Below are 24,893 nucleotides of genomic sequence, written 5' to 3' on the forward strand. Positions count from 1 at the left end.
ATGATACAATGGCTATCAATTGGTTTCTTTTTGCCTATGCGTTTGTTTATTTGCTATATACGACCGTTCTGCAAACCTCGCTTAACATTCCCTTGCAAATCCTGCTCGTCATACTATTCATAATAAGCTTGCGGATTCCGTCGAAACACGCCGCACTGCCTTGGCTTCGCCTACTGATCATTGGTCTCATGCATTTCTTCGGTCACTTAAGCCTCCTGCTCCCTCTTTACATACTAACGCTATTCTATGATATTTATACAGAAGAAAATCGCAAAAAATCGTATATTCTCGCCGCATCCTACGGGGTTATTTTTTTAAGCAATGTCTATCTTATAAAAGGTTTTTATGACTTGCTTTGGATCTATGTCGTTGAATGCTTCCTGCATTTCACAACGGTCGCCCTGCTTACTAGAGTGACTTATGACACCTTCAAACAGGCAGATCGATTGAATAAAGAACGCTATATATATTCACAGCAGGATTCGCTCACGGGGCTTTACAACTATGATGAATCCCATCGCAGGCTTGACCAGCTTATTCGGCAAAAACAGAGCTTGGTGCTGATCTTAATTGATTGCACCGATTTGAAGGCAATGAATACAACACGCGGATTTCAGGCTGGAAATTTTATTTTGAAACAGCTGGCGGAGCTCCTGAAAATATTGTTTAAGGATGCATTGTTTATCGCAAGGTATGGCGGGGATGAATTCGCAATCGTGATGCCGTTAGTTACCGACCCTTCGTCGACCCAATCGTTGACGCAGAAGCTGGATTCTGAGCTCCCTAAGCTGACAGGCATACAGATCACTTATGGGATCGCTTCCTACCCTCTTGACGGCTTGACAAAAGATGAACTCATCTTATTGGCCGAGCATAACTTATTTACAAAGAAACGTGAATCTTGGCTAAAACGAGAAGAACATATGCTGCGGTCCGATAAGCTTAGAGTCATCGGCGAGTTGGCTTCCGGAATGGCTCACGAAATACGCAACCCTCTGACAACAATCAAAGGTTTTATGCAAATTTCAAAAGCAAACGGTTACAATATTGAAAATTGGTACGGCCTGATTATGGAGGAGATTGACCGGATGAGTGATTTAACGGCAGAATTTCTCCAATTCTCCAAACCGCACAGTATCGATTTTCGCGTTCATTCCCTACATGAGTGCATGCTCAAGGTCATCGCGCTGATGGAGTCGGAAGCAACCCGTTTCGGTCATCAAATTCATTATAAAGAATCCATGGATGCCGCCCTCGTACTGATGGACCAGGATAAAATGATTCAATTGCTGCTGAACATCGTGAAAAATGCTTGCGAGGCTATGCAAGAGAACGGTGTTATCCATATGCAATTAATGTGCGATGCGAAACAAGTGACGGTCATCATCGCCGATAACGGTCCCGGTATTCCAGGTGATCAGTTGGAAAAAATCTTTCATCCGTTCTTTACGACAAAAGAATCCGGCACAGGACTTGGCTTATCGATTTGCTACAAAATCGTGCAGGATCACCAAGGAACGCTGGAGGTTGAGAGCGAGCTCGGTACAGGAACAAGATTTATTATTACCTTCCCTTTGGCCGGCAAACAATCATAGCAAAAAAAGCCGCTGTACTTACAGCGGCTTTTTCATTCTTACATGCAAAATGCCAGCATCATAAAATGGTTCTGTGGAGATGACCGAATATCCCAATTGATTGTAAAAGCCTTCCGCTTGACACTGCGCATCCAGAATGGAAGACGTGCAGTTCTCTTCGCGGGCTTGCTGCTCCATAGCCAGAATAATTTGCTTGCCAAGGGATTGGCCTCTATATTCTTTCAACACAGCTACACGCTGCATTTTGGCAGTTTGGGGCTGGTATTCATACCAACGCGCTGCAGCGACAGGTTTTCCTTCGTCTTCAATCAAAAAATGATGGCAAGCTTGTGGCGATTCATCCTTCTCATCCATTTCCAAATGTTCAGGTACCTGCTGCTCATCCACGAATACTTTAAAACGAACCTTAAAACAAGCCTGCAGTTGATCTTGTGTAGTAACACGAATGATTTCCATGTGGACTTTCTCCCTTTCTATGAACATTCCTTGATCTTATCGCATTCAAGAAAAGTTGTCCACACGCTTCCATCCTACTTCTTTTTCTCCAGCATATAGCTGAAAGCGCCGATGGCTACTCCCAGCAACGCTCCTCCCAAAACTTCCCGCGGTAAATGCCCCAGTCTTTCCTTCAACGCTTTGCGTCTACGGGCATGGTACAAACCCGGCTGCTGTTTAGCCAAACGCTCCACCTGCTCATCCAGGTCATTCACTTCTACCGCAATTTCTCCAGCTGCACGGCGAATTCCCATCGCATCATACATGACGACAGCCCCGAAAACAGAAGTTACGGCAAAATCGATTGCTGAAATCCCTCTTTTCATAGCGATATAGGCAGCAAGGGCAGATACGCCTGCGGAGTGCGAACTTGGCATTCCACCGGTTTGAAGCAATTGTGACCAATCCCACTTTTTAGATGTCATATAAGCCAGAGGAATTTTTATCGCTTGCGCAGTTCCTATTCCTATCATTGCGGTTGCCAGAGCTCGATTCATTGCATTCACCTCACTTGTAGCATCCATCACAGGTTTAGATTCTATTCGTAAATTTTGATACAATAAGGTTGTTGGTTTATTTCCTACAACTGCTTCCTACCCAAAACTCTAAGGAGTGTTGAATGATGAATATCGCATTTTTCCTATTACCCAAATCAGAGGTTATTACAACAACATTGCAGACGACGCTTCGCCAGACACTTGAGCGCATGGAATACCATCGTTATACAGCCGTACCGATTCTATCTGACGACGGTCGTTATGTAGGGACCGTTACAGAAGGCGACTTATTATGGTTTATGAAAAATTCGGACGGAATCACGTTTGAGAATGCCCACCGTCATCTGTTATCCGAGGTTCCACGGCGCGTACAGAATAAACCGGTTCATATTCATGCCGACATGGTCGATCTCATCGATTTAGCAAAGGTGCAAAACTTCGTACCGATTGTAGATGATTCCGATAAATTCATCGGTATTGTTCGAAGAAGCGAAATCATTGAATACTGTGCGAAGCAAGTTGTTTTTAAATCCCCCTCCGCTGCTGGAGAGAGGTAGTCACGGCATAACGGATCAGATTGAGCACTTGCGCAATCAAATGTGCACTAGTCAACATAAGAAATGGAAGCATAGCGTACACATAGCGATCTACCGGAATGAAGAGCATATGAATGCCCAGGAACAAAAGAAAAGCGGCCGCGATATATTGAATTGCCTGACTGCGATAGCTGAAGGCAACCATAACAAAGCTGCCCGCGGCGATTAAAAAGGTGTGAAGATGCGTAAGCATCGTCATGTACCAGGCAGGCACGGAAAACGGGTACGGACCTACCCACATCGTTTTGAAAAATACATGCAATTTTCCGACCGTCATCCATTTTATCCATAATACCGGGTCTGTGCGCAATCCCTCCTTGATTCGTTTCACGCCTTCTGCGAACTGATGTTCCATGTCGATGTGGTCCCAGTCAATGGAATTTTGGAAGTACGGGTCCGTTCCGCCCAGGAACGGATTGCCCGCTTCCCCTTTGGCGATGAAAATCAGTTGATGGAACGTCACCCAATTTCGAATCCACCACGGCATCATCACACAAGCAAAAGAAAGAGCGGCGAGGCCGGCATAGGCGGCGTCGATTTTTTTGGATTTTCCCCAAAGAAATAGATAAGGGAGGATTCCAAGCGGAAGCACATTCGGACGGATCAAAACGCAGAGGCCCAGCAGCAGTCCCATCCATAGATGATCCCTCCGCTTGTTATCTTGATTGATGCGTACCTGTACATACAACAAGCCTGTGAACGCAGTCAAAAATGGCACTTCCGTCAGGATCAACGAGGTTGACCACACATAGGATGGGTAAACCGCAGCGAACCCGCTTGCGATTAGACCCGTTAACGGATGAAACAGTCTTGAGCCAATCAGAAAAAGGAAAACGATAGCTCCCAGCGCAATAAAACAGTTGAAGATTCGTACAACCATTAAGGCGGATTCCAGCGATTCATGACCTACAAGCTTAAAGACTCCCGCCAAAAACAGTGGAAAACCAGGAGTAACCAGCGAATTGGGCACAGTGTCGCGGTAAGCATAAAATCCTTTGTCCAATAACTGAATCGCTGTCTTCGTATATTCAAGCTGATCCCACTCCAAAGGGGGATACTCCGCTTCCATCACATAATGAAGGCGTAAATATAAGCCCGCTGCCATGATGAATAACAGGGCAATCCAGATACCGCGTTTCATATCCCTACTTCCTTTCCATCTTCATGTTCACTTCCTATTTGGCCAACAGATAAGCCCCTCCTACCAAAAAGAGCAGTCCTACCCATTGCGAGGACGAAAACGATTCCTTAAACACCAACCATCCGAACAACGCTCCAAAAACATAGGCTATGGACTGCAGCGGATATACCCGGCTAAGGTCATATTTGCTAAGCGCATAAAACCATATCAACGTTGCGGCTGCGTACAATAAACAACCTGCCAAAATATAGGGCTGCATGAGAACAGCCACTAAATTATGCATCCCGGTTAATGGCATTCGATTAAGTGCTATTTTCCATATGATTTGACCGCAGACCAGTAAAATAACATTGAGGAGAACAACGAAAAGAGGAGCCTGCAGCAGCATCATTGGGGACCTCCTCGACGCAATTGCTCTTGCAGCAAAGCTACCTCTTGAACAAGTCGGGTTAATTTGCGGTGGAGTTTTGAAATGACCAGCGTCAAATGCATAATAAACGCTAGTGAAAATAACAACCCCACCAGAAACAATAAGGAAGGCGCATAATGGATATGCAGCTTGGTTGATAATTGATCCAGCAAGCTCGGGAACAAACTGAACAAGGCCATGATAAAGCCAAGGAGCAGCCAGAGTATGGCGTATTGTTCCTGCAGCTTTTGCCTGCGGATCAGCTCTACAGAAATGAAAATAAACACTAAACAAAAGGAAATGGCCAATAAATAGACATTCATCTGATATCAACTCACATTACGGATTCTTGTAATACAGATGGCTAACGACACTTTAATCATGTAGTAAAGCGATTTCACCGGCGTGATGGACGAACGCCCTGCCTGTCTCGCATGCATGACAACCGAGACTTCTTTGACTCTGAAGCGTTGTTTTTCCAACAGCACGATAGCTTCTACTTCCGGATAGTCCTCTGGATATTCACCCGCAAAGAATTCAATGATCTGCCGGTTCACCGCACGGAATCCGGAGGTCGGGTCTGTGAAGGTTTTACCGGTCATCCATCCGATCATCCATGTGAAAAATAAAATTCCTGCTCTTCGATTCCAAGCAGATCGATAACTTGTTTTCATTAAAAATCGCGAGCCAATGCAGCAGTCTGCCTGCCCTGCGGCCAGCGGCTCCAAGATATGGGACAAAGCCTGCGGATCATGTTGGCCGTCTGCATCGATTTGTACGGCAATCTCATACCCATGCCTTGCTGCATATAGATAGCCTGTTTGCATAGCGCCTCCTATACCAAGGTTGACTGGCAAATCGATCACCGTTGCCAGCTGCGTCAAACGGGCAACCTGTGAGGTACGATCCTTTGACCCGTCATTGACGATCACAATATCCATGTCAGGCTGTGCGCATTTAATGGCAGCCACGACATGCGCTATACTTTTTTCTTCGTTGTACGCCGGAACGATGGCAAGCATCTTCAATGAACTTGCTCCTTCCCTATGTGGAGTTCGACCGTTTAGCTAGTCTATTTCCAAGCATACCCTCATCGTTCCCCAAATAAACCAGATTCGGAAGAGTGTGGAGGATCAGTTCAAGAAATGATCGACTTGGACGGGAAGCTTTCATTTTCGGCAAAAAAGATAAAAGAGCTGCAATTAGCAGCTCTTTTTTACTTCTATTTTGGGATATACGGTTATTGCAGCTGCCCGTTTGACGATGCCTTAGAGGAGACAAATTCGCTAGCCCAATCGACCATCCCATTCATTAACGTCAAGATCAGATTCACGGCATCTTTCTCCGATAATGTGCCATTATTGGATTGGCTGCTGACATATTGGGACGTCTTCTGTTCAAGCTTTTCAACCATATCCTTAATTTTCAGCAGTTCATTGGCTAAGTCCGAAACTTGTTGGCCGTTGGCGCCATTTTGACATGCCTGCTGGCCTTGGCCTTGACTTTGATTTTGACCTTGGTTTTGACCGTTTTGACTGTTTTGACCTTGACTGTTTTGACCTTGACCTTCATTTTGACCCTGACCCTGACCCCGACCTTGAGCTTGACTCTGGCTTTGCCCTTGATCTTGTCCCTGAGCTTGTTGTTGTTGACCGGAGTCAGAAGCTTGCTGCTGCTGATTTTGGCCTCCTTGTCCCCCCTGTGATCCTTGAGAGCCTTGGGATCCTTGAGATCCTTGAGATCCTTGAGATCCTTGAGAGTTTTGGGAGCCGCCTAACAACATTTTCTTCACTTGTTCGAGCTCGATAAGCACCAAATCATTTTGCTTTGTGAGTTCATCCATTTGCAGCTTGAGATCTTGTGTTTTGATCATGATGTCAAGATTCTCCTTCCATTATTTCACGGAACCGCAGGCGATTCGTTTACCAGAATTACCGGATGGATCCGTCTTCAGATCATCTTCTTTCTCATGAATAACCAGAGAGGTTCCTCCCGGCTTTAACAACGAATTCGGCTTGTCAGGAAGCAGCACAACAGATTGGGTGACAGTGCTCAAACGACCATTCCCTTGTTCATCTACGACAAGATTAGGAAGGTCCCCGGCATGAAAGCCTTTAGGATTGAGAAATCCATGCTGTTTATGCATCGGATTAAAGTGTGCGCCTGCCGAGTCAAAGGTCGGCGCCTCGCAAGCTGATTTTTCGTGAATATGAAACCCATGAAGACCCGGCTTCAGCCCGCTAACTTGAAGATCGATCCGTACCCCCTCCTGAACAGCCGTTAATTGTGCAGTCCCCGTAGGTTGCCCATTCGTACCAATTAATGTAACTTGCATGGGCGGTGTTGAGGCGGTTTCAGCAATCGCTGAGCTTTTGACGGTTTGACATCCTGTCAGTACGAGCAGTCCCAAACTTACAGTTACAACAGTTTTCAGTGATTTCATTACGTATTATCCTCCCGAAACTTAGCGTTTTACATAATCTAACCTTAGGATGCGCAACTGACTTCTGCTGTAACCGTATCCCAAGAATAAATTTTCATAAGGCATTCAGAAATAACAAAACAGAAATAACAAAAAGCCCGCAATCTTCCGATTGCAGACTTTGGATGATGATCATCCTATTTACAAAATGGTCATCAATTTCGCTATGATTTGGAGATTCTCAAGTTTTCGCTTGTAAAAATGAAACTCTACTTTGGTATGCTCGACGGCATCCTCCATCCGCAGCACTTGCTCCTGCAAATCCTTCGTATATGGCCAGATTTCGGCCTGACGCTGCTGCTCATTTTTCCCTGTGACCAATCCGTCGCCAATTACCTCGCATTCCTTCGCCAAAAGTTGATGTTTGGCCCAACTCAGCTCCGACACCGCATCCACATAAATAGCTTCTGCTTGTTTGAGCAATTCGGGTACTAACTGCAGTTCCAAAATAACATCCGACCGGTTCATTCGGACTCCTCCTAATAATAGCAGATCATAAACTTTTGCTGCTTCGCTTCATGTATATTCATAGAAAAATAAAACATGCTTATCGCGAAAATCCGGCGAAAATAAGCCATATCTACGCATAAAACGACCAATATTGCTAAGCTCTTTCAACAGCCTTTGACAAATCAATTAAGGTTACATTAAATCTATTGAAAACGCTTAACTTCCTCTTGAATACCCTGATAGAAGCAGATAGAATGTTACTATAAGTATCAGAGGAGGTGACAATATATGAGCCAAGAGGAAGAAGTAGTATCCCAAAATGAAGAAGAAATCGCCGAAGAGTCCGCTGAAGAAGTAGAAGCAGTGAACGAAGAGGCGGCTGAGGAAGTAGCTGAAGCTAGCCAAGAGGCTGCGGCGGCTGAAGAAAGCGTGGAATCCGAAGAGGAATAATTAATCTTTATTTTAAAATAAATCTTCCCCCCAGCCAACCGGTTGGGGGGTTATTAATTTTATGGATTTTTTTATTTTTTTGTGTATAAATTTTCTGAACATTCAAATAATATGGGCGTACCATAAAAAAGGAGATGATTTGAATGGCTAGAAACAACACTTTAGTCGTACAACAAGCAAAAGCAGCATTGGATCAACTGAAGTTTGAAGTCGCTCAGGAAATTGGTGTCCCTCTCTCCCCTACTGGCTACAATGGTAATTTGGCAACACGTGATGCCGGCGCTATCGGCGGAAACATCACGAAGCGTTTGGTACAAATCGCTGAGCAGCAACTTTCCAGCTTCAAACGTTAATCCTTTGATGTAGGTGCAAGCTCAAAAAGACTGATTTCACTCGATCCTCCTTAGAGTGGCCTTCAGTCTTTTTCTTTTTTTCTTCAAAATCGTCCTTTATTTCTTCGATATCCTCACCAGTTTTGGCCTACATATTTTATTCGCATTAGCACTTTAGTATGATGACCTTATCCCTTATACCAAAAGGAGTGGTAATCATGACTGAACAGCAATATGAAATATTCCGAGATCCGTACCGCATGCTCATTCTCTTGGCAACATTAGTCAGCGAACAAAAAGGTGAAACAACGCTTCAGTTTGACAACGTGCCTTACTTTGAGAACGATACATTCCTTATCCAGCACGGCAAATTCATCTACAAAAAAAATCAAACCGAAATCACCTGGTTCCAATTCCTCGGAAGAGACATTGCCTGCAACAAAGACTATTCCCGCGAGGAGTATAACAAAATGTTCGTCGATTGTCTGGCTTCCCTCTACAACATCGCATAGTCCACACAAAATAAAAGCGCTGCTTAGCGGAAATATCCGTCTAGACAGCGCTTTTGGCTATGCGTTATTTCTTTTTCACTTCTTCAACAAATACATCACTTGCATCACGGTTACTTCCTAGCTCAAGAATGGTATACTTCTTTTCGCCAATCATAATTACATCTTCCACTTCGGGCAGCGGGTCACCTAAATATACCGTACCTAGATACACATTGCTGCTCTTCAAACGCAAATTCCATCGATGCTGCTGCTTCGTCATTCCTGTTCCTCCCAAACTCTAATGACACCAAGTTACCATAAATCACGCTAATATGAAAGTCCTATATCCTACTCGTTTATTTTTTGATATATTAATGACATGATCGTCCAGAAAGGTTGACAACTCTTATGACATCCCAAGGCTTAACAAATGATGAGCTTTCCATCCTGCTCGGTAAACCAAATGCTGTGGTTTTATCCGCTTCAGCGACTGACCTATCCTATATTCCAAGGTCCAAAAAGAAGCGTAAATCTTACCAACTTTTCATGAAGTTTTTCCGCCTATGGCGTCACTAACATATACAGTTATGTATGTGTTGACAATCTTAAGAATTCTTGGTATATTACTAATTGTCTTCACAAAACGACTTGTTAGCTCAGCTGGGAGAGCACTATCTTGACAGGGTAGGGGTCAGTGGTTCGAGCCCACTACAGGTCATATGTAACCGAAACCCGCAAAGCCTTGTGCTCTGCGGGTTTTTTCTATTGATACAGTATCTGAAAAGCATATATAAGTTGGAAAGAAATTAAAAAAAGAGAGTCAATTAGACTCTCACAAATTAATCGCTGCTACTACTGCCTCCGCTGTCACTCCCACCTCCACTGTCACTTCCTCCTCCGCTAGAAGAATCATTGCCATGGTGATTGTCATGGTGATTGTGATGGTGGTTATGATGATGATGGTCATGATGAATATGATTATGGTTGTTATGATGATTATGGTGCTGGCGGTTGATATCATGATCTGAAGAATTATTAATAAAGTGATTAGTGCTGTGATTATGACTATGGCTAGAATTACTTCTTCTACTCTTGTCTTTGCTTAACATACCCATTAAACAAAAAATAACGAATATAGCGACAATAATAACAAATGAACTCATTAAATCAGTCCTCTCAGTTATTTGTTACCCACAATAATTAAAAGTCTTCTAAAATTCATCCTGCTGCAGTTCCAGATCAATCTCAATCAACATCTTATTCAGATCCCCAACCGAATGATCTCGATCCGACCATCTTGAAAATTGTTTATCGTCATTTTAAAAATGTATTTAACAACCTCAAAATCCATCCATAAATGTTCCTGAAGGTAAGTATTTAATTTCAACTATTTGTTGGTACATACCCGGTCTTAGCCCAGTTTAAATACTTTAGAAATAAGGTTTATGCCTAAGGTTACGCCTGCGCATATCATTCCGATGACAATTAATTTTTTGCTTGTAAGTGTATGTGAAGTATTGATTTCTTTATAAGTACTTCCACCTAAAATTAAAGCAATAAGTGCAACTACGTTAGAAAAGAATGGTAAGAACAAAGATACAATTCCTAAAATTAGAGTGACTATTGCTTTTTTACTTTTTTCTTTACAACAACCGTTTCAAACATTTGATATCATCCTATCTATTTATATTTTGAATCATAAAATAGTTGTTTCCCTCAATGTCAGTTCTTGAATACATTTTTCGACACATTTTACTATTTTCCTTCTTTTGGAAATAAAAAAACTATCCCACAAGGAATAGACTCTTCTGCACATCATCCGATATTTCTTCTGAGCCCGCGTCATATACAATTCAGCACTCACCATGAGCCAAGACATAACACTCTCGCTCCCTATCTCTAAGCCTCAGCAAAGCTTCTTCAATCTCCTTAAGTAAACCATCTGTATTTCGTAGTTTCAATAAACCTTATTCGATGTTTTTTGTTTAGGTATCTTCCTATTGTCTCCCCCGCACTATTCATGCAGCTTGCCATCGAACTAATTGACCTTTCATCAAGTACAAAAATATACGAATTTTCATCTGGACCTTTCCCAAATTTAATATAAATCTTATCGACATTTCTCCGTGAAATAGCCTCAATTAATTTAATTTCATTTATTTTGATTTCTTCAGTCTTTACAAAAAAGACATATTTGCTTAGAATCCCATCGTTAACTTTCCAATAATATCCTGCTGTATAAATCAAAATACCAATAAAAATAACAATAAAGAAGAGAGACTGCAGAAAATTCAGTTTAATCACTAAGTATATGAAGCTAAGAAACAACAAGTATATAATTATTTGAACGATCATCGTTCTCCTATTGTGAAATATCATAATGAGTTCCTTTCTTTTACATTGAAGCTCCGGATGCAGCCTCTTTTGTTCACGAATACTAAGTAGCCCATTAGCGGGAACACGGTGTTATATAAAGGCTGGGTCTTCCTCAACTTAGCTTTCAAAATTGAGTATAAACTCCATCCTACTCCAATACCAATTTCTGCCTTTTATTTACGATTGTAGCATAGAACGGACATATATATACGAAAGAAAAACTAAAAAGCTGTCCCATAACTAGATTCTTGAGCTGTCCAAATCCATGCTTTACGAAGAAGACAAAGTATATAACTGGAAAATCTCCATCTAAATTGCTCGTATGATGACCATGCAGGGAATTTAGAAGGCAAAACTCCCGTTAATTTGACCGGATTCCGTAGAACCTCACGAAATGGGTGCAATTAGAGGGAATTTTTCCCACTAAATGGATCCAATAAGCATCTACAGTCCATTTAGAGGGAAATTCCCCCTCTATTTTCACCACAAAACAAAAAGAACCCCTCACAGGGTTCTCAAGCAAAACTTAACGAACACTACACTTTAAATCTGTCAACTACTTCTTGCAAGCTCGTCATCTGATTGTGCAGCTCTATCGTTTCTTTCTGTACACGATCGAACATTTCGCCTAGCGTCTCTACGTTGGCCAAAACTTCCTCGGAACTGGCTGCCGTTTCTTCGGTACTGGCTGAGGAAAGCTCGATAAACTTAACAATGATGTTTTTACGGTTATCTACACGTTCCATATCTGCTGTGATATTTTCAATAGATTCATGCATTTGCTGCAAAGAGGTATGAATTAAATCAAATGTATGGGATGTCTCTCCTGCGTTCTCTTCCTGCGAGCCTACGATTTGAAGTGACTGCTCCATCGCTGTAGACGTTTGCTGGGCAGAATGCAAAACGTTCTCAATCAACATCTGAATATAGCCAGCTGCCTCGCCTGCCTGAACAGAAAGCGTTCTCACCTCAGCAGCGACTACGGCGAATCCGCGGCCGTTTTCTCCGGCCCTGGCTGCCTCTATCGAAGCGTTAAGCGCAAGCAAATTCGTTTGCCTCGATATAGAGTGAATGGTCGTGACCATCTCTTGAATGGCATCAATATCCTGCATGAGTTTACTAACGCTGGACTCTACGTCTTTGGTCACGGTAACGTTATCGCGGATCAACTGGATCATCGCTCGCATCGCTTCAGCGCCTCGCTCTTCCTTCTCCCGAATAACAGCACTATTACTCTGTAGAATTTGAACGTGTTCGTTGGTGTCATCAATCAATTCGGCCAATTCTTGAACGCCCTTCATCCCATCCTCCACTACCTCCGCCTGACTCGCAGCAGCCGTTGCCAATTCGTGGATTGTCGTATTGATTTCATAAGAAATCGTATTTGTTTGTTTCATCGAATCTTTGATATGATCTGCATTACCTTTACTTAGACTTGCAGATTGTTTAACATCCTTGACGATGGCATGAATTTTCTCAATAAATTGATTTGTCGCAGCCGACAGTCTGCCGATTTCATCCATCGAGGCGTCGGGCAATCTTCTCGTTAAATCTCCGTCCCCCTGAGCTATCGCGACCATTGCAGCTTGCAGTCTCTCCAACCTCTTAAACTGGCGACTGACAATTAAAAACAATACAGCCCCGGCAATCAGTAAGCCTGCAAATGTGGCAATACACGTTGTATAAAAGAAGTTTGTCAATACCTGCTCCGACAGCGCAAGTACGAGCACTTGACCGTTCGATAGCGATATAAAATAATACTTGGCTTTCGTTCCATCGAACGACAACGTCTTGTATGCTTTGTGGTCGGCCCCTGCCAAACTAACGTTTAGAGAGTCCAGCAGTTCCGCGTCAAGCTGCGTAATGGTATCATCGGAAGAAGCAACTAGTTTACCTGTGGAATCAACGATCCCTGCGAACAGCACATCTCCGCCAAGCTCCGACTTTAGTTGAGTCAGCACCGGCTTCGCTCCGATTTTGCTATCGAGTTCGGTCAGCGTGGCTCCGTCTCTTCCTGTTTGCACAATGCGCGGAGATGTCCATCCGGACACACCGACGTATTTATACACCTTAGAATCAATGCTCCGCTGCTGAGCCGGCTGCGTTACTACTTTCTGTTTGCCTGTAATTAAATCCATAAACTCATAAGCTTGATTCTTAGCGTCGGCCCCAAAATTGAAGTCAATCTTTTCGCCCGCATTGGTCAGCACTAACTGTCCCTGTGCATTGGTGATCCAAAACTCATCGATACCGGAGCGCCCGGCTAATTCGACAGCTTGCTTAAAGTTCATAGGAATTTTATCATACATATACGACAGGAGGACTGCTTGTCCAACCATCTCCCTCTCCATCACACTTTCCGTTGCCTTCCTCGCAATGTATGCGTTCTCAATTCCGATTCTTGCTGTTTCTAACGTCGTAAAACCTTTCTCATGAAGACTTTCAGCCGTTTGTCGATACGTAATTGTTCCTGTCCCTACGGACACTGCAAACAACACTACCATTAAGGGCCAAATTATTTTGTGTTTGATTGATTTAAAAGCCATGTTGCTCCCCTTTTCTATAATTTCAGAGATTCCCCCTCTACTACTTCGACAATTTTCAACATTTTCCTGCAAAATCATCTACCATTCTCGGACCGATCATATTGAGGGAGTCGAAATCATCACTCCCCGCTTGGCCGGTCGGCAGCTTTCTTCGTTTTTGTTAAATACAACACAGAATCAAAAAAATACTATGTGATATATTTTAGGTAATTGGGCCTAGTAAATTGAAAGTAGGTAATTTGGAATCATGGACAAATATCTAATCATCAAGGAATTGGATAGCTTAAACGATAACCTTTCCTCTCTCGGTAAATGCGTAGATTTGCTTTATAACATACAAAAATCTCAAGGACCTCTAGTCGAAGTAGTTACAATTTTAAAATTTGAAAAACCAATTTTGTATCCATACATAAAAGCTAGATTTGAAAATAATCCGGTTTTTAAAATGCTGTTCGAGGTTACGTTTGAATATGAACACGCAAAAAATAGTCTAAAGAATAAATAAATTTTACTAATCTCGTGCCTTTTTCATATGCCCTGTATCCTTGTCCAATCAAGGGGGAAGTTATTGTCATACTATAAAGAGTAATAAAACTTCATTAAAGGAGTGGATTTTATTATGGGAGTTGCAGTAGAAGGAGTTCGTCGTAATCATGTAGCGGAAGTGTTAGTTCTCTTTATTCTTTTGGTTATTATAACTGTGGCTTTTTCGTGGTAATGTAATCGATTCAACAAAGAAAGGGCTCCTAGTAAATATCTAGGAGCCCTTTCTTTTAATTGTTATATAAAAATAGTCCCGATCGGATCGGAGCATCAATTACCAAGAACTAGGCTCTATCTTCGGCTTTCTATTCAGCAATTTTCTCAATACATGTGCTTTCTTTTTCTCATTCAAAATCTGCTTAATACCCCGAATTAGCACTTTAGGTCTCATTTCATCTTCATGGCTCATTCTTTGAAATTCTTCAATAAAGGCTTGGTTCATCGTGAATCGTCTCCTTATCGCTCATGTATGTATAGGTATATATTACTATAAATTTATGAATTCGTCGAATTTAGTCGAATTAATAGGTATTATATACCTACGACAATAGTCTCCATCCTCATTCTTGAATCCTGCAAAAGCAATAACCTACACAAGATGTGTCAATCATAAGGTGACGCTGAGGAAGTTCCTTAATGGGGTACATTATAGATAAAAAAGAACCCGCAGCCACCCAGCTGCGAGTTCATCACCTACCCCTGCTCCTCATCCACCACAACCGAATCACGAATCTGTTCAAAAGAAACAGGCGTATAATCCAATTGCTCCACACTCACATTGTAATATTGACGCCCTTCGTATTTCTGGCCATGAATATGGCCGTGAACATTGACATAGGGCATTTGTTTATTCATGTACATGGGCTCATGCGACAGGAAAAAGAAATTCCTATAAATGAGAGGATACTCACTCACTTCATCGAACCCGGCGTCCAGCCACCAGTCTCTCGATCTCCCCCGATCGTGATTGCCGAGGATGAGAATTTTGTACCCGTTTAGCTGGGAAACGATCTTCTTTGTACGTTCTTTGTTCAAAAAAGAAAAATCGCCTAGATGAAAAACTTTATCCTCTTTGCCAACGGCAGCATTCCACTTTGCGATCATAGTCACTGTCATTTCATCTGTGTCTGTGAAGGGTCTGTTTTCGAAATCAATGATGTTCTTATGACCGAAATGATGATCGGATATAAAAAAGGTTGCAGGCACAGTATCTCCATCCTTTACTTACTTTATTATCCAAAAGCTTTCCCACGGCTTCTCCAAGCGTACGACCACACTAAGGTACATAAGGGCAAAGCCCAAAGAAACGGCGCATAACCAACATAGTGCTCAACAGGCACCCCCACGATCGTTCCACATACGATAGCCAGCATGTTCCACGGGATCATGGCAGCTAGAATGAGACTCGAATCAGCAACAACTCTGGCAAGCTGGCTGCGCGGAAAACGTTCTTCCCAGAAGGGGAGCAAGCTCCTTCCTGACATCATAATCGGCAAGGTTTGCGTGCATGAAACAAGTCCAAGTCCTAATCCGAATAAGGAAGTTCGAAACGTTGCCGAGAACAAGGAGGCGGAGCGTCCTCCCATAAGCTTTTGCATATAGGACTGCAGAACACGGTTTTCCTCCAAAATACCATTAAAAGCTCCCGCAAGTCCAATAAGGACAATTAACTCGACCATGTTGGACAAGCCTTTGGTTTGCAATGAATCGAATAAAATAGAATGATAGCCAAACCACATCGCATGCAGCCATTCATACCAGGTGACCCCTTGATAAATGAAACCAATCCCAATCGCACAAGCTATGGACAGGAGAAAACCGTTCCTCGTTTTAAACCTTAATAGAATCGAAAGAAGCAACAGAATTACTGGAAATAACAACCAAATACTATAGGTAAAGCCCGTGCCAAACTGCTGCTGCAGCCATGCTTTCTCCCCATGATGCCACACCCCATTCAGATCGGAAAACAAGAAGAAACCAAAGGTGATGACTCCGGCACCGATCGTGGTTGGCAGCAAAGCTTTAAACAAGTCTTTTACAGAAACACCTGTTGAAGAAGCTACAAGACGATTGGCACTTGAAAATGGCGACGTCCGATCGCCGACAAAAGCACCGGAAACGAGAGCGCCGGCAACAATCGGCAAAGGGATTTGCAGCAGCAGGGCAAGACCGATTAACGGGATTCCGACTGAACTTAGCGTCCCTGTAGATGTGCCAAGCAACATCGAAATACACGCTGACAGCACAAATGAAAACGTAAGAAAATAACTGGGATCCACGACACGAAGCCCCAAATCGATCATGTAAGGGATCGTTCCGCTAGCCGTCCACGTAGGGATCACGACGCCGACTAAGGCGAGAATCCAAATGACTTCTTTGGTATGTTTAACCCCCTCCCACATACTTTGCAGGATGTTCCCAGGCGCGGCTCCACCTCGCCAAATAAACAGCACTAAAGTTGACAGCCCGAAGGCAAAGCCAATCGCTAAAGCAAGATGAAGCGCATATGCGGCCGCGAGTCCAAGAATAGTAATGAATATGGTTACGCCAAGCTGTCTATTCGTTAACATGTAGTTTTATCCCAACATCCTTTGAATCGTTTTCAGGGTCTCGTTGATCGCTTGCTTGAGCGGTTGCGGCTCCCCTTGATAGGGATGAACCGAACCAAAGGTGTGATTCCCCTCAGGGATTCTAATCCATTGGATGGCCGGATTCCGCTCAATCAGCTGCTTGGAGCCTCGAATTAAGCGCTCTCCGTCTTCCGTACCTTGAATTAACGCGATTAGAAATTCTGCGCCGCTAATCCGGTTTACAATATGGAATCTCTCGCTGTTACGCTCCATGTCTTCAAGTATTTCAAGGTCTAACGGCATATTTTGCTTCGTACGCCCGTTTAACGTGAACGTTCTGCCCGTTCTGCGCATCTCTTCTTTATTCTCCTCTGTGAGCAGATCAACATTTGCAATGCCATTCCAACTGATAACACCGGCGATTCGTTCAGGATGATCGAGTGCATAAATCAAACATACACCAGCTCCTCTGCTGTGTCCCAAAAGCAAGATAGGATTCTCGTCGTCTCCGGACAATTTTGCAATACGACCAATTTCCTTCACGACTGCGTCCAGATCTTCCAAATCTTTCGAGTACGTATCCCGGGCAAACTTCTCAAGCTCCGTAAATTGGAGCAAGTCCTCCCCAACGCCATTGTGAGAGAAATTGATGGACATCACATTCACATTTGCTGCCAACGATTGCGCCACATGCGGAAACATCCCCCAGTCTTTGAAGCCTTTGTATCCATGGCAAATGACGATCGTCCCCAGGGCCGGCTGTGACACAGCTTCGTAGTAATCCCCTCTGACCGTGCGATTCTCGGCTATATGTAGTTCGAACGCCTTACCTTCGTTTAGCTGCATAAGTTTGCCTCCCTTTCTTGTATGGCTATATTTTAGCACAAATGCATTTCGGACAGCATGTCCCTGCGGATTGTTCATAAATTTAAGGCAAATAGTAAAAACTTGACTATGGCGTCTCAGACTGTCCCTTACGGTGTGAATCGCTCTAAATACAATCCAGGAGGAAGCTTACCTATGCATCATACCCGAGCAACTCGCTTGCTCCGAACGATGATTTGCACCCTGTTGCTTTCCGTGCTATCCGTTGGTGTGTTAAGTCCGATGAACGAAAGCTTTGGCCAAGACTACAACACTCAAGACACTGCTAACTCGCATACTTTTTTTCTGGTTGTCAAAGCATCGCCACATGCAGCCTACCAAACAGAAGCATCCTTTCAAAATAAAAAACTGCAGCGGGAGCTTGAGAAGTTAACGGCTGGCCCTCCATATGCCGAAGCTTTATTGCCGGATACCACCCTGATGTATGCCCAAAAAGGACAGACGCAACACTATGGCGTCACGGTAAACGGGGAATTGGTTGATCTCGTGACGAAATCCACCATTGCTTTGTCCCCCGGCACGCAGGACGACCTCCGTCTGGAAGTCAGCGCCCTCCGAGCCAAGCATTATGGCGAAATTCTGACATGGGAAGACGTAAGCAAGGTCATCCCTAAATATAGCAAATTCACGATTACCGATGTGGAGAGCGGCCTTAGCTTCGAAGGACAGCGCCGCGCAGGGTCCAACCACGCGGATGTCCAGCCGCTGACAAAGACCGATTCCGCGACGCTCAAAACCATTTACGGCGGCGCCTGGAGCTGGGACCGCAAAGCGGTCCTCGTGAAGTTTAACGGCCGCACGCTGGCCGGCTCCATGCACGGCATGCCGCATGGAGGAGACGGCATTCCCGGAAATGACTTCAACGGTCATTTCTGCATTCACTTCCTCGGGAGCGTCACGCACGGCTCCCGCTCCTCTGACCCGGCGCACCAGGTCATGGTGCACCGCGCTGCAGGCTTGCTGACGTCCTACATCAGCAAGCTTTCGCCTTGGGCGCTGATCGACGTCTGGATCAGCGGAGCGAACCAAGGTGACCTGCAGCTGCTGCAGGTCACTACAGGGCAAGAGCAGGCGGTGCATGTGCGCAGCATGCGCCGCCTGTCCAAGTCCGTGGAGCGGGATGTGTCCCAGCTCCTGGAGCTTGAGACCGCGGTCGACGTTACGGTTACACCGGCACGCGCTTCCGCGCCAACCCACAGGCGTGTGCTCTTTCGACTCGAAAGAGCGTCGCTCGATTCGCGCTGGTACATTCGCAGCGCGGTCATACAATGACAGAAAGCCCGTCATCTCTCCATTCACATGAGATGACGGGCTTTCTTTTCTTATTGCAGCGGCTGGCCGGAAGCTTTCCGCAGTTCATTCGCCAATCGGTGGAACTCCGCGCGAGCTGGGAGCGAGGTCGTGGCATCGTAGCCGGCGGAAAGAAAAGGGATCATCACATTGGCATCCTTTGGTGCAAGTGGATAAGTAACCGGAGGATTAGGAGTTGTTGCTATGTTCCACCAGCCTTCACTGCCATATGACTCATCTTGATCGATTTGGATGCCATTCTCAGAAACATCGTTCAAATACTGATAAATGTGAATAAAGGATGATTTAGCTCCGCCGCTCCAGGCATAGGTCTGCCAAAAATGCGAGCAGGCACTCGCATTCTTAACGGCTTCCATCACCGCATAAGAGCCGTATACCCCTGTGGTATATTCCGGTGTCGCTTCGCTTGCCCCTTGGATATATGCAATGACAGTTGCCATTTGAGTGCTTGTAGCGTCGAAATCAACTGCAAAATAAATACAGCTTCCTGCAGGTTGTCCCAGCTGATGAGCCACCTGTACCGCGGCAGCGCCGTCAGCTAGTCCCGCGCTCCTTCCGCCGAGAGCCCGATCTGCCGTAGTTTCGAAGACAGATACGATTTCCAATCCTGCCTGGCTAATCGCTTCCGCTTCGCTCTTCGTTAATGCCTTACTCCCGCTTGGCACGAGATATCTGGCCACAAACGAGTAGCCATTCTTGACGAAAGCAGCGGCGGTCTGTGCCGTTAAAGGCGTTGAACAATCAAAACCTTTGGTCACTTTCTATCACCTAATTTCTACTAGTTTCCTACATCATATGCTCGTAAACAATAGATGCTACTCATCAAATGAGTTACTTATCAAAGGAAAGCAAAAAAGGCCCCTACCTATGAAGATAAGAAGCCTTTTATTAAGGGATAAGCTTTTGTACGGTTCCGAATCGTTTGGCATTTCTGGCACGAGCACGCTCGATCTCAACGTCCCGGTTGCGCGGCTCCGCATTGGTCACAAGCGAATCCATCAATTGACGTGCAGCCTGTGCCACCTCGTGAACCGCTTGGTTGAACACTTCCTCGTTCGCTTTCGAAGGTGCGGTGAAACCCGAAATCTTTCTCACGAATTGTAGAGAAGCTGCCCGAATCTCATCATCCGTTACAACAGGTTCAAAATTAAACAGCGGCTTAATATTTCGGCACATCACACGCAGCTCCTTTTCAAAATGGTGGGAAGGGTAATTGATTTAATTAGTTAAGTTTAACTTATCTATATGTGTTTGTAAAACTCAAACTCCCTCCTTATCGGCTTAAACACTACTCTTGCAGTGGCTGCAAGCTGCGCTTTTTACTTTTAACCGATAAGATGAAACAAATTAACAAGACTAGACACGCCAGCGTATACGGATAATTGACATCCAAGTCAAATAAAAAACCAGCTGCAATAGGCCCAGCTATATTGCCAAGACTTGTAAAGGCAGAATTCAAGCCGGCAACATAGCCTTGCTGATCCTTAGCCACCATTGACATTTGCGTACTGATAGCCGGCCGTAAGATATCGATCGCCAAAAATACAATAAAGGTAACGGCAAAAATCATCCAGAATTGGTGAACGAAAAGCGTCAGCAAAATAAACAAACCTGCAAAGAAGAGACAAAGGGAAATGACGAGCCGCTCCCCAAAACGCTTCAATATCCAGCTGAAGACCGTAACTTGCACTACAGCCCCGGCTATGGACCCAAACGTTATAATAAAGGCGATATCCTTTGGCTGAAAACCGAATTTTCGATCCACAAACAGCCCGAAGATCGTTTCAAAATTAGCAAGTCCGAATGACATCACAAAAACGATGATTAAGCTTAAAAAATAAGGCTCTCTGTAGGCGTACCTCAATTGAGAAAAAAGTCCTCTTTTTTCAACTTCAATCGAAGGAGTATCGGATAAATTCTCATGTGCAGGAAGCGACTCCCGAAGAATAAGCATAGTGATACATGCCGCGAGAATCCCGGCTGCCGCCGCAAAATAAAAAGGCATGCGGATACCGAATTCTGCAATATAACCGCCAATGCCCGGTCCAATAATAAAGCCCGTTGTAATTGCTGCTGTAATATACCCCATCCCTACTGCTCGCTCTTCCTGTGTCGTGATATCTGCTGCGTAAGCCATAACGGCTGGCATAATCATTGCCGCACTGATGCCGCCCAGCATCCTAGATGCAAAGAGCAGGCCAGATGAGCTGGCTAATCCAAACATCCCCTCAGAGACGGCGAACACAATCATGCCGATAACAATCATTCTTTTTCTGCCGAAGGAATCGGCCAAACGACCGGCGAGCGGCGAGCAAAGAAACTGCGTCAGCGAGAATGCGGCGACCAACAGGCCGATAATCCCTCCTGTAATGCCAAGACTCTCCATGAACTTAGGCATAATAGGGATGACAAGTCCTATTCCTGAAAAAACTAGAAGTAAATTAAGCATGAGTATGAATAAGGCACCTTGATGTTTAGTCAATAATTTCATTTGTTCTTTCTCCCATCATAATAATACTGAATATATATTCAGTATTTTAATAAAAAAAAAGGCTAGCGGGTCGGCTTGGCAATGCCCTGCAGAAACACATCCATAGCCAACCGATAAGCCGCTAGCGCTTCCTCACGTTCCATTCTCCGGCTATGTTGACTTAGCCCAAGCAGCAGACTGTCCAAAATAATCGCGAGAGTGGACACATTCGTAATTTCAAATTCATGATTATCGATCCCCGTCTGAAGCAACTGGCGATTAAAGTCAATATACCCTTTGACCATTTCGTTAATTCGCTCCTCCACATCCGGAGCTTTCTCCGCGTTATTGAAGAACTCATCAGCGGCCTTCGTCAACGGATGACTCAGTTGATCATGCGCCAAATGCTCCGCCATGCCATATAATTTATCGGTTGTAGTAGGGTACAGCTTTTCCTTGGCCAACCAAGTCGTATCCCATTCCTTGTTCCAATCTTCAAGTAAGTATAAAAAAAGCCCTTCCTTATTCTTGAAATGATAATAAATGTTACCGGCACTGCACCCGGCTGCTTTTACAATGTCTTCAATTGCGGTTGCTTTGTAGCCTTTTTGAGCAAATAAAGCCTTTGCTGCATCGGTGATCTTCTTCTTTGTTTGCTCGGTTTGCTGTTTCTTTTTATTCACACATGCTTCACCACTTTCCAGCTGAAAGATGCTTGAGAGGACAACCACCTTATAACACTGAACATTTATTCAGTATTATAAGCGATTATTGAAGTCTTTGCAAACTCTTGTAAAAGTGCACAAGCCTCTCAATCTCCACTTTTCAGTAGTAGAATGAGAGGCTTGTTTTGTGTCCGAAAATAATAAAAAACCCTTATAAACCAAGGGTTTTCGTGCTATGGGCCCAGAGGGACTCGAACCCCCGACCAATCGGTTATGAGCCGACCGCTCTAACCAACTGAGCTATAGGCCCTAATGAAATTTGGTTGCGGGGGCAGGATTTGAACCTGCGGCCTTCGGGTTATGAGCCCGACGAGCTACCGAGCTGCTCCACCCCGCGTCATGTGTGCCGCTCAACAGCGACAAAAATAAATATACACTAAGCGCGAGTGGTAAGTCAAGCGTTAATTTTTAGAAGACACGTAGAAATTTACGTATTGTAACGAACGCCGAAACGTCCCTTTTTCGATTTAAATACTTCCACTTCTTGCGGGCATTCATACCCATAAATCCACCAGTCTTCTTCCATTCTTTTCGCCAAACAGCCCGCTTGAAACTTGGAATCATATAATTTTGCCCAATATATCCAGTTCATCGCAATCACTCCGTTTTGTTGAAATCGATAATGCTATCTTATCCAAAATTAAACGGACTTATGAGTCCATCGGAATTGACAGGAAGATGCCGTTAACGAAATGAAAAAAAACCGCTTAGACTGTGCTTTCGGCACAAATTCCAAGCGGTTGTCTATGAATGCAACTATTGTTTAAAAGATGTCAGCAACCGTTTAACGGTTTCTCCATTTTCGTTGGTGAAGGTCTCATAAATTTTGACTTGAATCGGATAATCCAGTTGACCGGATCTCACGTTGAAATCCATCGTATTCGTCCCACTGTGCAATCTTGCTTCGCCTGCCAAGTCCTGCGTCGTTTTTCCAATCGGATTTCCGACATTATCAAATAATTCAAAGGAAAGCTTGTTGTTATACTTATCCACTGTAACCTGTTGATCCGGGTTGATGTCCAGCTCCAACTTCAGCTTGTAGTCATACGTCAAGGCAGCTAGATATAGCGCTGTAATGCTCCAGTCCTTAATTTTGATTTCATATGGATATACATGAATAGCATTGTTCGTCAATTCATTTTTCTGAACGGGCACTTTCGCCGTAGCCAGCAATGATTTATATGTTGTATCTGAGCTTGCTTGTTGGCTGTAGAGATTCATTTTCAAGCCCTCGCCAGTTTCTGAGGCAGGAAGAGCATACGAATAGCTGACAATATAGGAGGCCTTAGGAACGACGCTCAGAGCTGTAGCCGCCTGTCTTCTGCCACCGTAAGCATATCCGTCTTTGCTGACAAGCTCGGTTTGAATGGCCGGAATCGGGATCGGACGATCGCTGTTATTCGTTAATTTAAACTTGGCAATAGCTGTGTTGAAACCGTCGTCTTCATTATTTGTAATATGGAGCTCGACAAGTGATACATCGACATTGGATGGTACGAATTTGTTCGTCGAATCCAATTTGACAGGCGTGCCCAGCGTGTAGGCTGGAGCTGGAATGACGCCTTGCGTAGCTGCCCCAATCGGGAGCAAGATGTTCGCGCGCCCTACGCGATAAGTTTCCTCTTGAAACTTGCCATCGCCAAGCGCCACGACAAAGCTCTCCGGAGACACGACGTTCAAACTGGTGAATTCTGTGTCCAAATCGGTAGGAATAACGACGTGGATATACTTTTTCTCACCCGGGTCAAGTACAACGGAAGCTTCGGCGCGGTTGCCGGAGTATACCGTGCTCTCCGTTTTGCCGTCGATTCCGAAATTCGGGACCGTTTGGCGTTCATTCGTCGGGTTTACGACTTGAATTTGAACGACAGTGGACACGCCTTTGGCTGTAATTTCCTTATGGATATCCACAGGGATGAATCCAATCTGCGACTTCAAGGAAGGCAGCGCGAAGGGCTCTCCCCATTTGAGGAGGGCGGATGATTTGGTAATCGTGCTGTCGCTGCCATTCCAGACGAGCGCCGCGTCAACAGGGACACTTAGCAGTGTCGTTTCTTTTTTCGGATACACTTCCATATCAACATCAACAAAGCTAAGCTCACTTAGTGCGGCGTCATCGCTGCGCTCTACGGTACTCAAGTAACTAAGCTCTTGCTGCGATTTTGGTTGAATGGACTTTGGATTTTTGGCACTTGGCTGCAGTGTATATACGGTACCGTCCGCCATGCTGACGCGCATTTCAAAGTCAGGCACTCGAGTCACTTTGCCGCTTGTATTTTTAATCCGAATGACTGCGCCAAGCTTCGTTGAATTGGATTCATGCTCATTGAGAATGCTTTTGATCTCAACTTCAACGTTGTCTTTCAGGACATAGCTCGTAATTGCGCTTGTTTGAGCAAAAACAGCCGGGCTCACACTCTCCGCAGCCCATGCAGGAAAAGAAGCGGTAGTTAAAAGTGTAGCGGATAGTACTATGGTGGCCAGAGATCTCTTCATTTTCTTATTCACGTGGTTCTCCTCCTTGAGCTC

The 24,893-nt window shown here is 44.4% G+C and carries 28 protein-coding genes and 3 tRNA genes; 8 read left to right on the plus strand and 23 right to left on the minus strand.

Annotated features, from left to right (window positions below; all coding sequences use genetic code 11):
• Positions 1-8: 8 nt before the first annotated feature.
• Positions 9-1,595: an ATP-binding protein gene (locus tag GC097_RS25770; RefSeq protein ID WP_171686139.1), complete on the plus strand. Its 1,587-nt coding sequence runs from the start codon at positions 9-11 to the stop codon at positions 1,593-1,595.
• An 18-nt stretch (positions 1,596-1,613) separates the two neighbouring features.
• Here GC097_RS25770 and GC097_RS25775 read toward each other — a convergent pair whose 3' ends face one another.
• Complete coding sequence (locus GC097_RS25775) at positions 1,614-2,051, minus strand: GNAT family N-acetyltransferase (protein WP_171686140.1); 438 nt, start codon at positions 2,049-2,051, stop codon at positions 1,614-1,616.
• Between the two features lie 74 nt (positions 2,052-2,125).
• Positions 2,126-2,587, minus strand: a complete 462-nt coding sequence (locus GC097_RS25780) for a divergent PAP2 family protein (RefSeq protein WP_171686141.1) — start codon at positions 2,585-2,587, stop codon at positions 2,126-2,128.
• 125 nt (positions 2,588-2,712) lie between these two features.
• On the opposite strand from GC097_RS25780, the gene GC097_RS25785 reads away from it, so the two are divergent.
• Positions 2,713-3,144, plus strand: a complete 432-nt coding sequence (locus GC097_RS25785) for a CBS domain-containing protein (protein WP_171686142.1) — start codon at positions 2,713-2,715, stop codon at positions 3,142-3,144.
• Here GC097_RS25785 and GC097_RS25790 read toward each other — a convergent pair.
• The 7 genes from GC097_RS25790 to GC097_RS25820 form a co-directional block, all read right to left on the minus strand.
• Entirely contained in the window at positions 3,113-4,324 is a 1,212-nt protein-coding gene (locus tag GC097_RS25790) for an ArnT family glycosyltransferase (protein WP_171686143.1), read from the minus strand. The genes GC097_RS25785 and GC097_RS25790 overlap by 32 nt on opposite strands.
• A 34-nt stretch (positions 4,325-4,358) precedes the next feature.
• Positions 4,359-4,715, minus strand: a complete 357-nt coding sequence (locus GC097_RS25795) for an EamA family transporter (protein ID WP_171686144.1) — start codon at positions 4,713-4,715, stop codon at positions 4,359-4,361.
• Positions 4,712-5,056, minus strand: a complete 345-nt coding sequence (locus GC097_RS25800) for a DUF2304 domain-containing protein (protein ID WP_171686145.1) — start codon at positions 5,054-5,056, stop codon at positions 4,712-4,714. The genes GC097_RS25795 and GC097_RS25800 overlap by 4 nt, the downstream gene beginning before the upstream one ends.
• A gap of 6 nt (positions 5,057-5,062) precedes the next feature.
• Entirely contained in the window at positions 5,063-5,755 is a 693-nt protein-coding gene (locus GC097_RS25805; RefSeq protein ID WP_216625904.1) for a glycosyltransferase family 2 protein, read from the minus strand.
• 218 nt (positions 5,756-5,973) lie between these two features.
• A complete protein-coding gene (locus GC097_RS25810; protein WP_171686147.1) occupies positions 5,974-6,606 on the minus strand; it encodes a hypothetical protein in 633 nt (210 codons plus the stop codon).
• Positions 6,607-6,627: 21 nt separating this feature from the next.
• The gene (locus GC097_RS25815) at positions 6,628-7,176 is read right to left on the minus strand and encodes a superoxide dismutase family protein (protein WP_171686148.1); all 549 of its coding nucleotides are present in this window, start codon (positions 7,174-7,176) and stop codon (positions 6,628-6,630) included.
• Positions 7,177-7,356: 180 nt separating this feature from the next.
• Positions 7,357-7,683 carry a hypothetical protein gene (locus GC097_RS25820; RefSeq protein WP_171686149.1) on the minus strand — a complete coding sequence of 109 codons (327 nt, stop codon included), beginning with the start codon at positions 7,681-7,683 and terminating at the stop codon, positions 7,357-7,359.
• 270 nt (positions 7,684-7,953) lie between these two features.
• Here GC097_RS25820 and GC097_RS25825 point away from each other — a divergent pair, with 270 nt between their 5' ends.
• From GC097_RS25825 to GC097_RS25835, 3 genes are all read left to right on the plus strand, one after another.
• Positions 7,954-8,115 (plus strand): hypothetical protein, encoded by a 162-nt coding sequence (locus GC097_RS25825; RefSeq protein WP_171686150.1) that lies wholly within the window; start codon positions 7,954-7,956, stop codon positions 8,113-8,115.
• A 143-nt stretch (positions 8,116-8,258) separates the two neighbouring features.
• Positions 8,259-8,468: an alpha/beta-type small acid-soluble spore protein gene (locus GC097_RS25830; protein WP_167063890.1), complete on the plus strand. Its 210-nt coding sequence runs from the start codon at positions 8,259-8,261 to the stop codon at positions 8,466-8,468.
• A 197-nt stretch (positions 8,469-8,665) separates the two neighbouring features.
• Positions 8,666-8,959, plus strand: coding sequence for a hypothetical protein (locus tag GC097_RS25835; RefSeq protein ID WP_171686151.1), 294 nt, complete (start codon positions 8,666-8,668; stop codon positions 8,957-8,959).
• Between the two features lie 64 nt (positions 8,960-9,023).
• Here GC097_RS25835 and GC097_RS25840 read toward each other — a convergent pair whose 3' ends face one another.
• Positions 9,024-9,218 (minus strand): hypothetical protein, encoded by a 195-nt coding sequence (locus GC097_RS25840; protein WP_029196081.1) that lies wholly within the window; start codon positions 9,216-9,218, stop codon positions 9,024-9,026.
• Between the two features lie 365 nt (positions 9,219-9,583).
• Here GC097_RS25840 and GC097_RS25845 point away from each other — a divergent pair.
• A tRNA-Val gene (locus GC097_RS25845) sits at positions 9,584-9,656 on the plus strand.
• Positions 9,657-11,850: 2,194 nt separating this feature from the next.
• On the opposite strand, the gene GC097_RS25850 is transcribed toward GC097_RS25845, so the two are convergent.
• Positions 11,851-13,818 (minus strand): methyl-accepting chemotaxis protein, encoded by a 1,968-nt coding sequence (locus GC097_RS25850; protein WP_171686152.1) that lies wholly within the window; start codon positions 13,816-13,818, stop codon positions 11,851-11,853.
• A gap of 289 nt (positions 13,819-14,107) precedes the next feature.
• Between GC097_RS25850 and GC097_RS25855 the strand changes: the two genes are divergently transcribed.
• Positions 14,108-14,365: a hypothetical protein gene (locus GC097_RS25855; protein ID WP_171686153.1), complete on the plus strand. Its 258-nt coding sequence runs from the start codon at positions 14,108-14,110 to the stop codon at positions 14,363-14,365.
• Between the two features lie 312 nt (positions 14,366-14,677).
• Here the strand turns inward: GC097_RS25855 and GC097_RS25860 are convergent, their stop codons facing one another.
• The 4 genes from GC097_RS25860 to GC097_RS25875 form a co-directional block, all read right to left on the minus strand.
• Positions 14,678-14,845: a hypothetical protein gene (locus GC097_RS25860; RefSeq protein ID WP_171685890.1), complete on the minus strand. Its 168-nt coding sequence runs from the start codon at positions 14,843-14,845 to the stop codon at positions 14,678-14,680.
• Between the two features lie 251 nt (positions 14,846-15,096).
• Positions 15,097-15,609: a metallophosphoesterase gene (locus GC097_RS25865; RefSeq protein ID WP_171686154.1), complete on the minus strand. Its 513-nt coding sequence runs from the start codon at positions 15,607-15,609 to the stop codon at positions 15,097-15,099.
• A 26-nt stretch (positions 15,610-15,635) separates the two neighbouring features.
• Complete coding sequence (locus tag GC097_RS25870) at positions 15,636-16,973, minus strand: Na+/H+ antiporter NhaC family protein (RefSeq protein WP_171686155.1); 1,338 nt, start codon at positions 16,971-16,973, stop codon at positions 15,636-15,638.
• A gap of 6 nt (positions 16,974-16,979) precedes the next feature.
• A complete protein-coding gene (locus GC097_RS25875) occupies positions 16,980-17,819 on the minus strand; it encodes an alpha/beta hydrolase family protein (RefSeq protein WP_171686156.1) in 840 nt (279 codons plus the stop codon).
• A gap of 174 nt (positions 17,820-17,993) precedes the next feature.
• Here GC097_RS25875 and GC097_RS25880 point away from each other — a divergent pair, with 174 nt between their 5' ends.
• Positions 17,994-19,130: a hypothetical protein gene (locus GC097_RS25880; RefSeq protein ID WP_171686157.1), complete on the plus strand. Its 1,137-nt coding sequence runs from the start codon at positions 17,994-17,996 to the stop codon at positions 19,128-19,130.
• 50 nt (positions 19,131-19,180) lie between these two features.
• Here GC097_RS25880 and GC097_RS25885 read toward each other — a convergent pair whose 3' ends face one another.
• The 8 genes from GC097_RS25885 to GC097_RS25920 form a co-directional block, all read right to left on the minus strand.
• Positions 19,181-19,927 carry a DUF1906 domain-containing protein gene (locus GC097_RS25885; protein ID WP_171686158.1) on the minus strand — a complete coding sequence of 249 codons (747 nt, stop codon included), beginning with the start codon at positions 19,925-19,927 and terminating at the stop codon, positions 19,181-19,183.
• A gap of 130 nt (positions 19,928-20,057) precedes the next feature.
• Positions 20,058-20,345, minus strand: coding sequence for a DUF2277 domain-containing protein (locus tag GC097_RS25890; RefSeq protein WP_171686159.1), 288 nt, complete (start codon positions 20,343-20,345; stop codon positions 20,058-20,060).
• Between the two features lie 112 nt (positions 20,346-20,457).
• A complete protein-coding gene (locus GC097_RS25895) occupies positions 20,458-21,660 on the minus strand; it encodes an MFS transporter (protein WP_171686160.1) in 1,203 nt (400 codons plus the stop codon).
• Positions 21,661-21,722: 62 nt separating this feature from the next.
• The gene (locus GC097_RS25900; RefSeq protein WP_171686161.1) at positions 21,723-22,322 is read right to left on the minus strand and encodes a TetR/AcrR family transcriptional regulator; all 600 of its coding nucleotides are present in this window, start codon (positions 22,320-22,322) and stop codon (positions 21,723-21,725) included.
• A gap of 218 nt (positions 22,323-22,540) precedes the next feature.
• A tRNA-Ile gene (locus GC097_RS25905) sits at positions 22,541-22,614 on the minus strand.
• 10 nt (positions 22,615-22,624) lie between these two features.
• Positions 22,625-22,701: transfer RNA gene (locus tag GC097_RS25910), tRNA-Met, on the minus strand.
• A 90-nt stretch (positions 22,702-22,791) separates the two neighbouring features.
• On the minus strand, positions 22,792-22,956 hold the full coding sequence (locus GC097_RS25915; RefSeq protein ID WP_164484139.1) for a hypothetical protein: 165 nt from the start codon (positions 22,954-22,956) through the stop codon (positions 22,792-22,794).
• A gap of 164 nt (positions 22,957-23,120) precedes the next feature.
• Positions 23,121-24,872 (minus strand): hypothetical protein, encoded by a 1,752-nt coding sequence (locus GC097_RS25920; RefSeq protein ID WP_171686162.1) that lies wholly within the window; start codon positions 24,870-24,872, stop codon positions 23,121-23,123.
• Between the last annotated feature and the right edge of the window lie 21 nt (positions 24,873-24,893).

Origin of the sequence: Paenibacillus planticolens, assembly GCF_013141725.1 — a bacterium.
In the GTDB taxonomy this organism is placed as follows: Bacteria; Bacillota; Bacilli; order Paenibacillales; family NBRC-103111; genus Paenibacillus_E; species Paenibacillus_E planticolens.

Excerpts from the sequence above, each read along its gene's own strand:
- GC097_RS25795 (WP_171686144.1), bottom strand. The coding sequence starts at position 4,715 with ATGATGCTGCTGCAGGCTCCTCTTTTCGTTGTTCTCCTCAATGTTATT.
- GC097_RS25815 (WP_171686148.1), bottom strand. The coding sequence starts at position 7,176 with ATGAAATCACTGAAAACTGTTGTAACTGTAAGTTTGGGACTGCTCGTA.
- GC097_RS25830 (WP_167063890.1), top strand. The coding sequence starts at position 8,259 with ATGGCTAGAAACAACACTTTAGTCGTACAACAAGCAAAAGCAGCATTG.
- GC097_RS25820 (WP_171686149.1), bottom strand. The coding sequence starts at position 7,683 with ATGAACCGGTCGGATGTTATTTTGGAACTGCAGTTAGTACCCGAATTG.
- GC097_RS25870 (WP_171686155.1), bottom strand. The coding sequence starts at position 16,973 with ATGTTAACGAATAGACAGCTTGGCGTAACCATATTCATTACTATTCTT.
- GC097_RS25850 (WP_171686152.1), bottom strand. The coding sequence starts at position 13,818 with ATGGTAGTGTTGTTTGCAGTGTCCGTAGGGACAGGAACAATTACGTAT.
- GC097_RS25800 (WP_171686145.1), bottom strand. The coding sequence starts at position 5,056 with ATGAATGTCTATTTATTGGCCATTTCCTTTTGTTTAGTGTTTATTTTC.
- GC097_RS25875 (WP_171686156.1), bottom strand. The coding sequence starts at position 17,819 with ATGCAGCTAAACGAAGGTAAGGCGTTCGAACTACATATAGCCGAGAAT.
- GC097_RS25890 (WP_171686159.1), bottom strand. The coding sequence starts at position 20,345 with ATGTGCCGAAATATTAAGCCGCTGTTTAATTTTGAACCTGTTGTAACG.
- GC097_RS25770 (WP_171686139.1), top strand. The coding sequence starts at position 9 with ATGGCTATCAATTGGTTTCTTTTTGCCTATGCGTTTGTTTATTTGCTA.
- GC097_RS25895 (WP_171686160.1), bottom strand. The coding sequence starts at position 21,660 with ATGAAATTATTGACTAAACATCAAGGTGCCTTATTCATACTCATGCTT.
- GC097_RS25805 (WP_216625904.1), bottom strand. The coding sequence starts at position 5,755 with ATGCTTGCCATCGTTCCGGCGTACAACGAAGAAAAAAGTATAGCGCAT.
- GC097_RS25835 (WP_171686151.1), top strand. The coding sequence starts at position 8,666 with ATGACTGAACAGCAATATGAAATATTCCGAGATCCGTACCGCATGCTC.
- GC097_RS25880 (WP_171686157.1), top strand. The coding sequence starts at position 17,994 with ATGCATCATACCCGAGCAACTCGCTTGCTCCGAACGATGATTTGCACC.
- GC097_RS25780 (WP_171686141.1), bottom strand. The coding sequence starts at position 2,587 with ATGAATCGAGCTCTGGCAACCGCAATGATAGGAATAGGAACTGCGCAA.
- GC097_RS25790 (WP_171686143.1), bottom strand. The coding sequence starts at position 4,324 with ATGAAACGCGGTATCTGGATTGCCCTGTTATTCATCATGGCAGCGGGC.
- GC097_RS25915 (WP_164484139.1), bottom strand. The coding sequence starts at position 22,956 with ATGAACTGGATATATTGGGCAAAATTATATGATTCCAAGTTTCAAGCG.
- GC097_RS25810 (WP_171686147.1), bottom strand. The coding sequence starts at position 6,606 with ATGATCAAAACACAAGATCTCAAGCTGCAAATGGATGAACTCACAAAG.
- GC097_RS25775 (WP_171686140.1), bottom strand. The coding sequence starts at position 2,051 with ATGGAAATCATTCGTGTTACTACACAAGATCAACTGCAGGCTTGTTTT.
- GC097_RS25855 (WP_171686153.1), top strand. The coding sequence starts at position 14,108 with ATGGACAAATATCTAATCATCAAGGAATTGGATAGCTTAAACGATAAC.
- GC097_RS25860 (WP_171685890.1), bottom strand. The coding sequence starts at position 14,845 with ATGAACCAAGCCTTTATTGAAGAATTTCAAAGAATGAGCCATGAAGAT.
- GC097_RS25840 (WP_029196081.1), bottom strand. The coding sequence starts at position 9,218 with ATGACGAAGCAGCAGCATCGATGGAATTTGCGTTTGAAGAGCAGCAAT.
- GC097_RS25825 (WP_171686150.1), top strand. The coding sequence starts at position 7,954 with ATGAGCCAAGAGGAAGAAGTAGTATCCCAAAATGAAGAAGAAATCGCC.
- GC097_RS25785 (WP_171686142.1), top strand. The coding sequence starts at position 2,713 with ATGAATATCGCATTTTTCCTATTACCCAAATCAGAGGTTATTACAACA.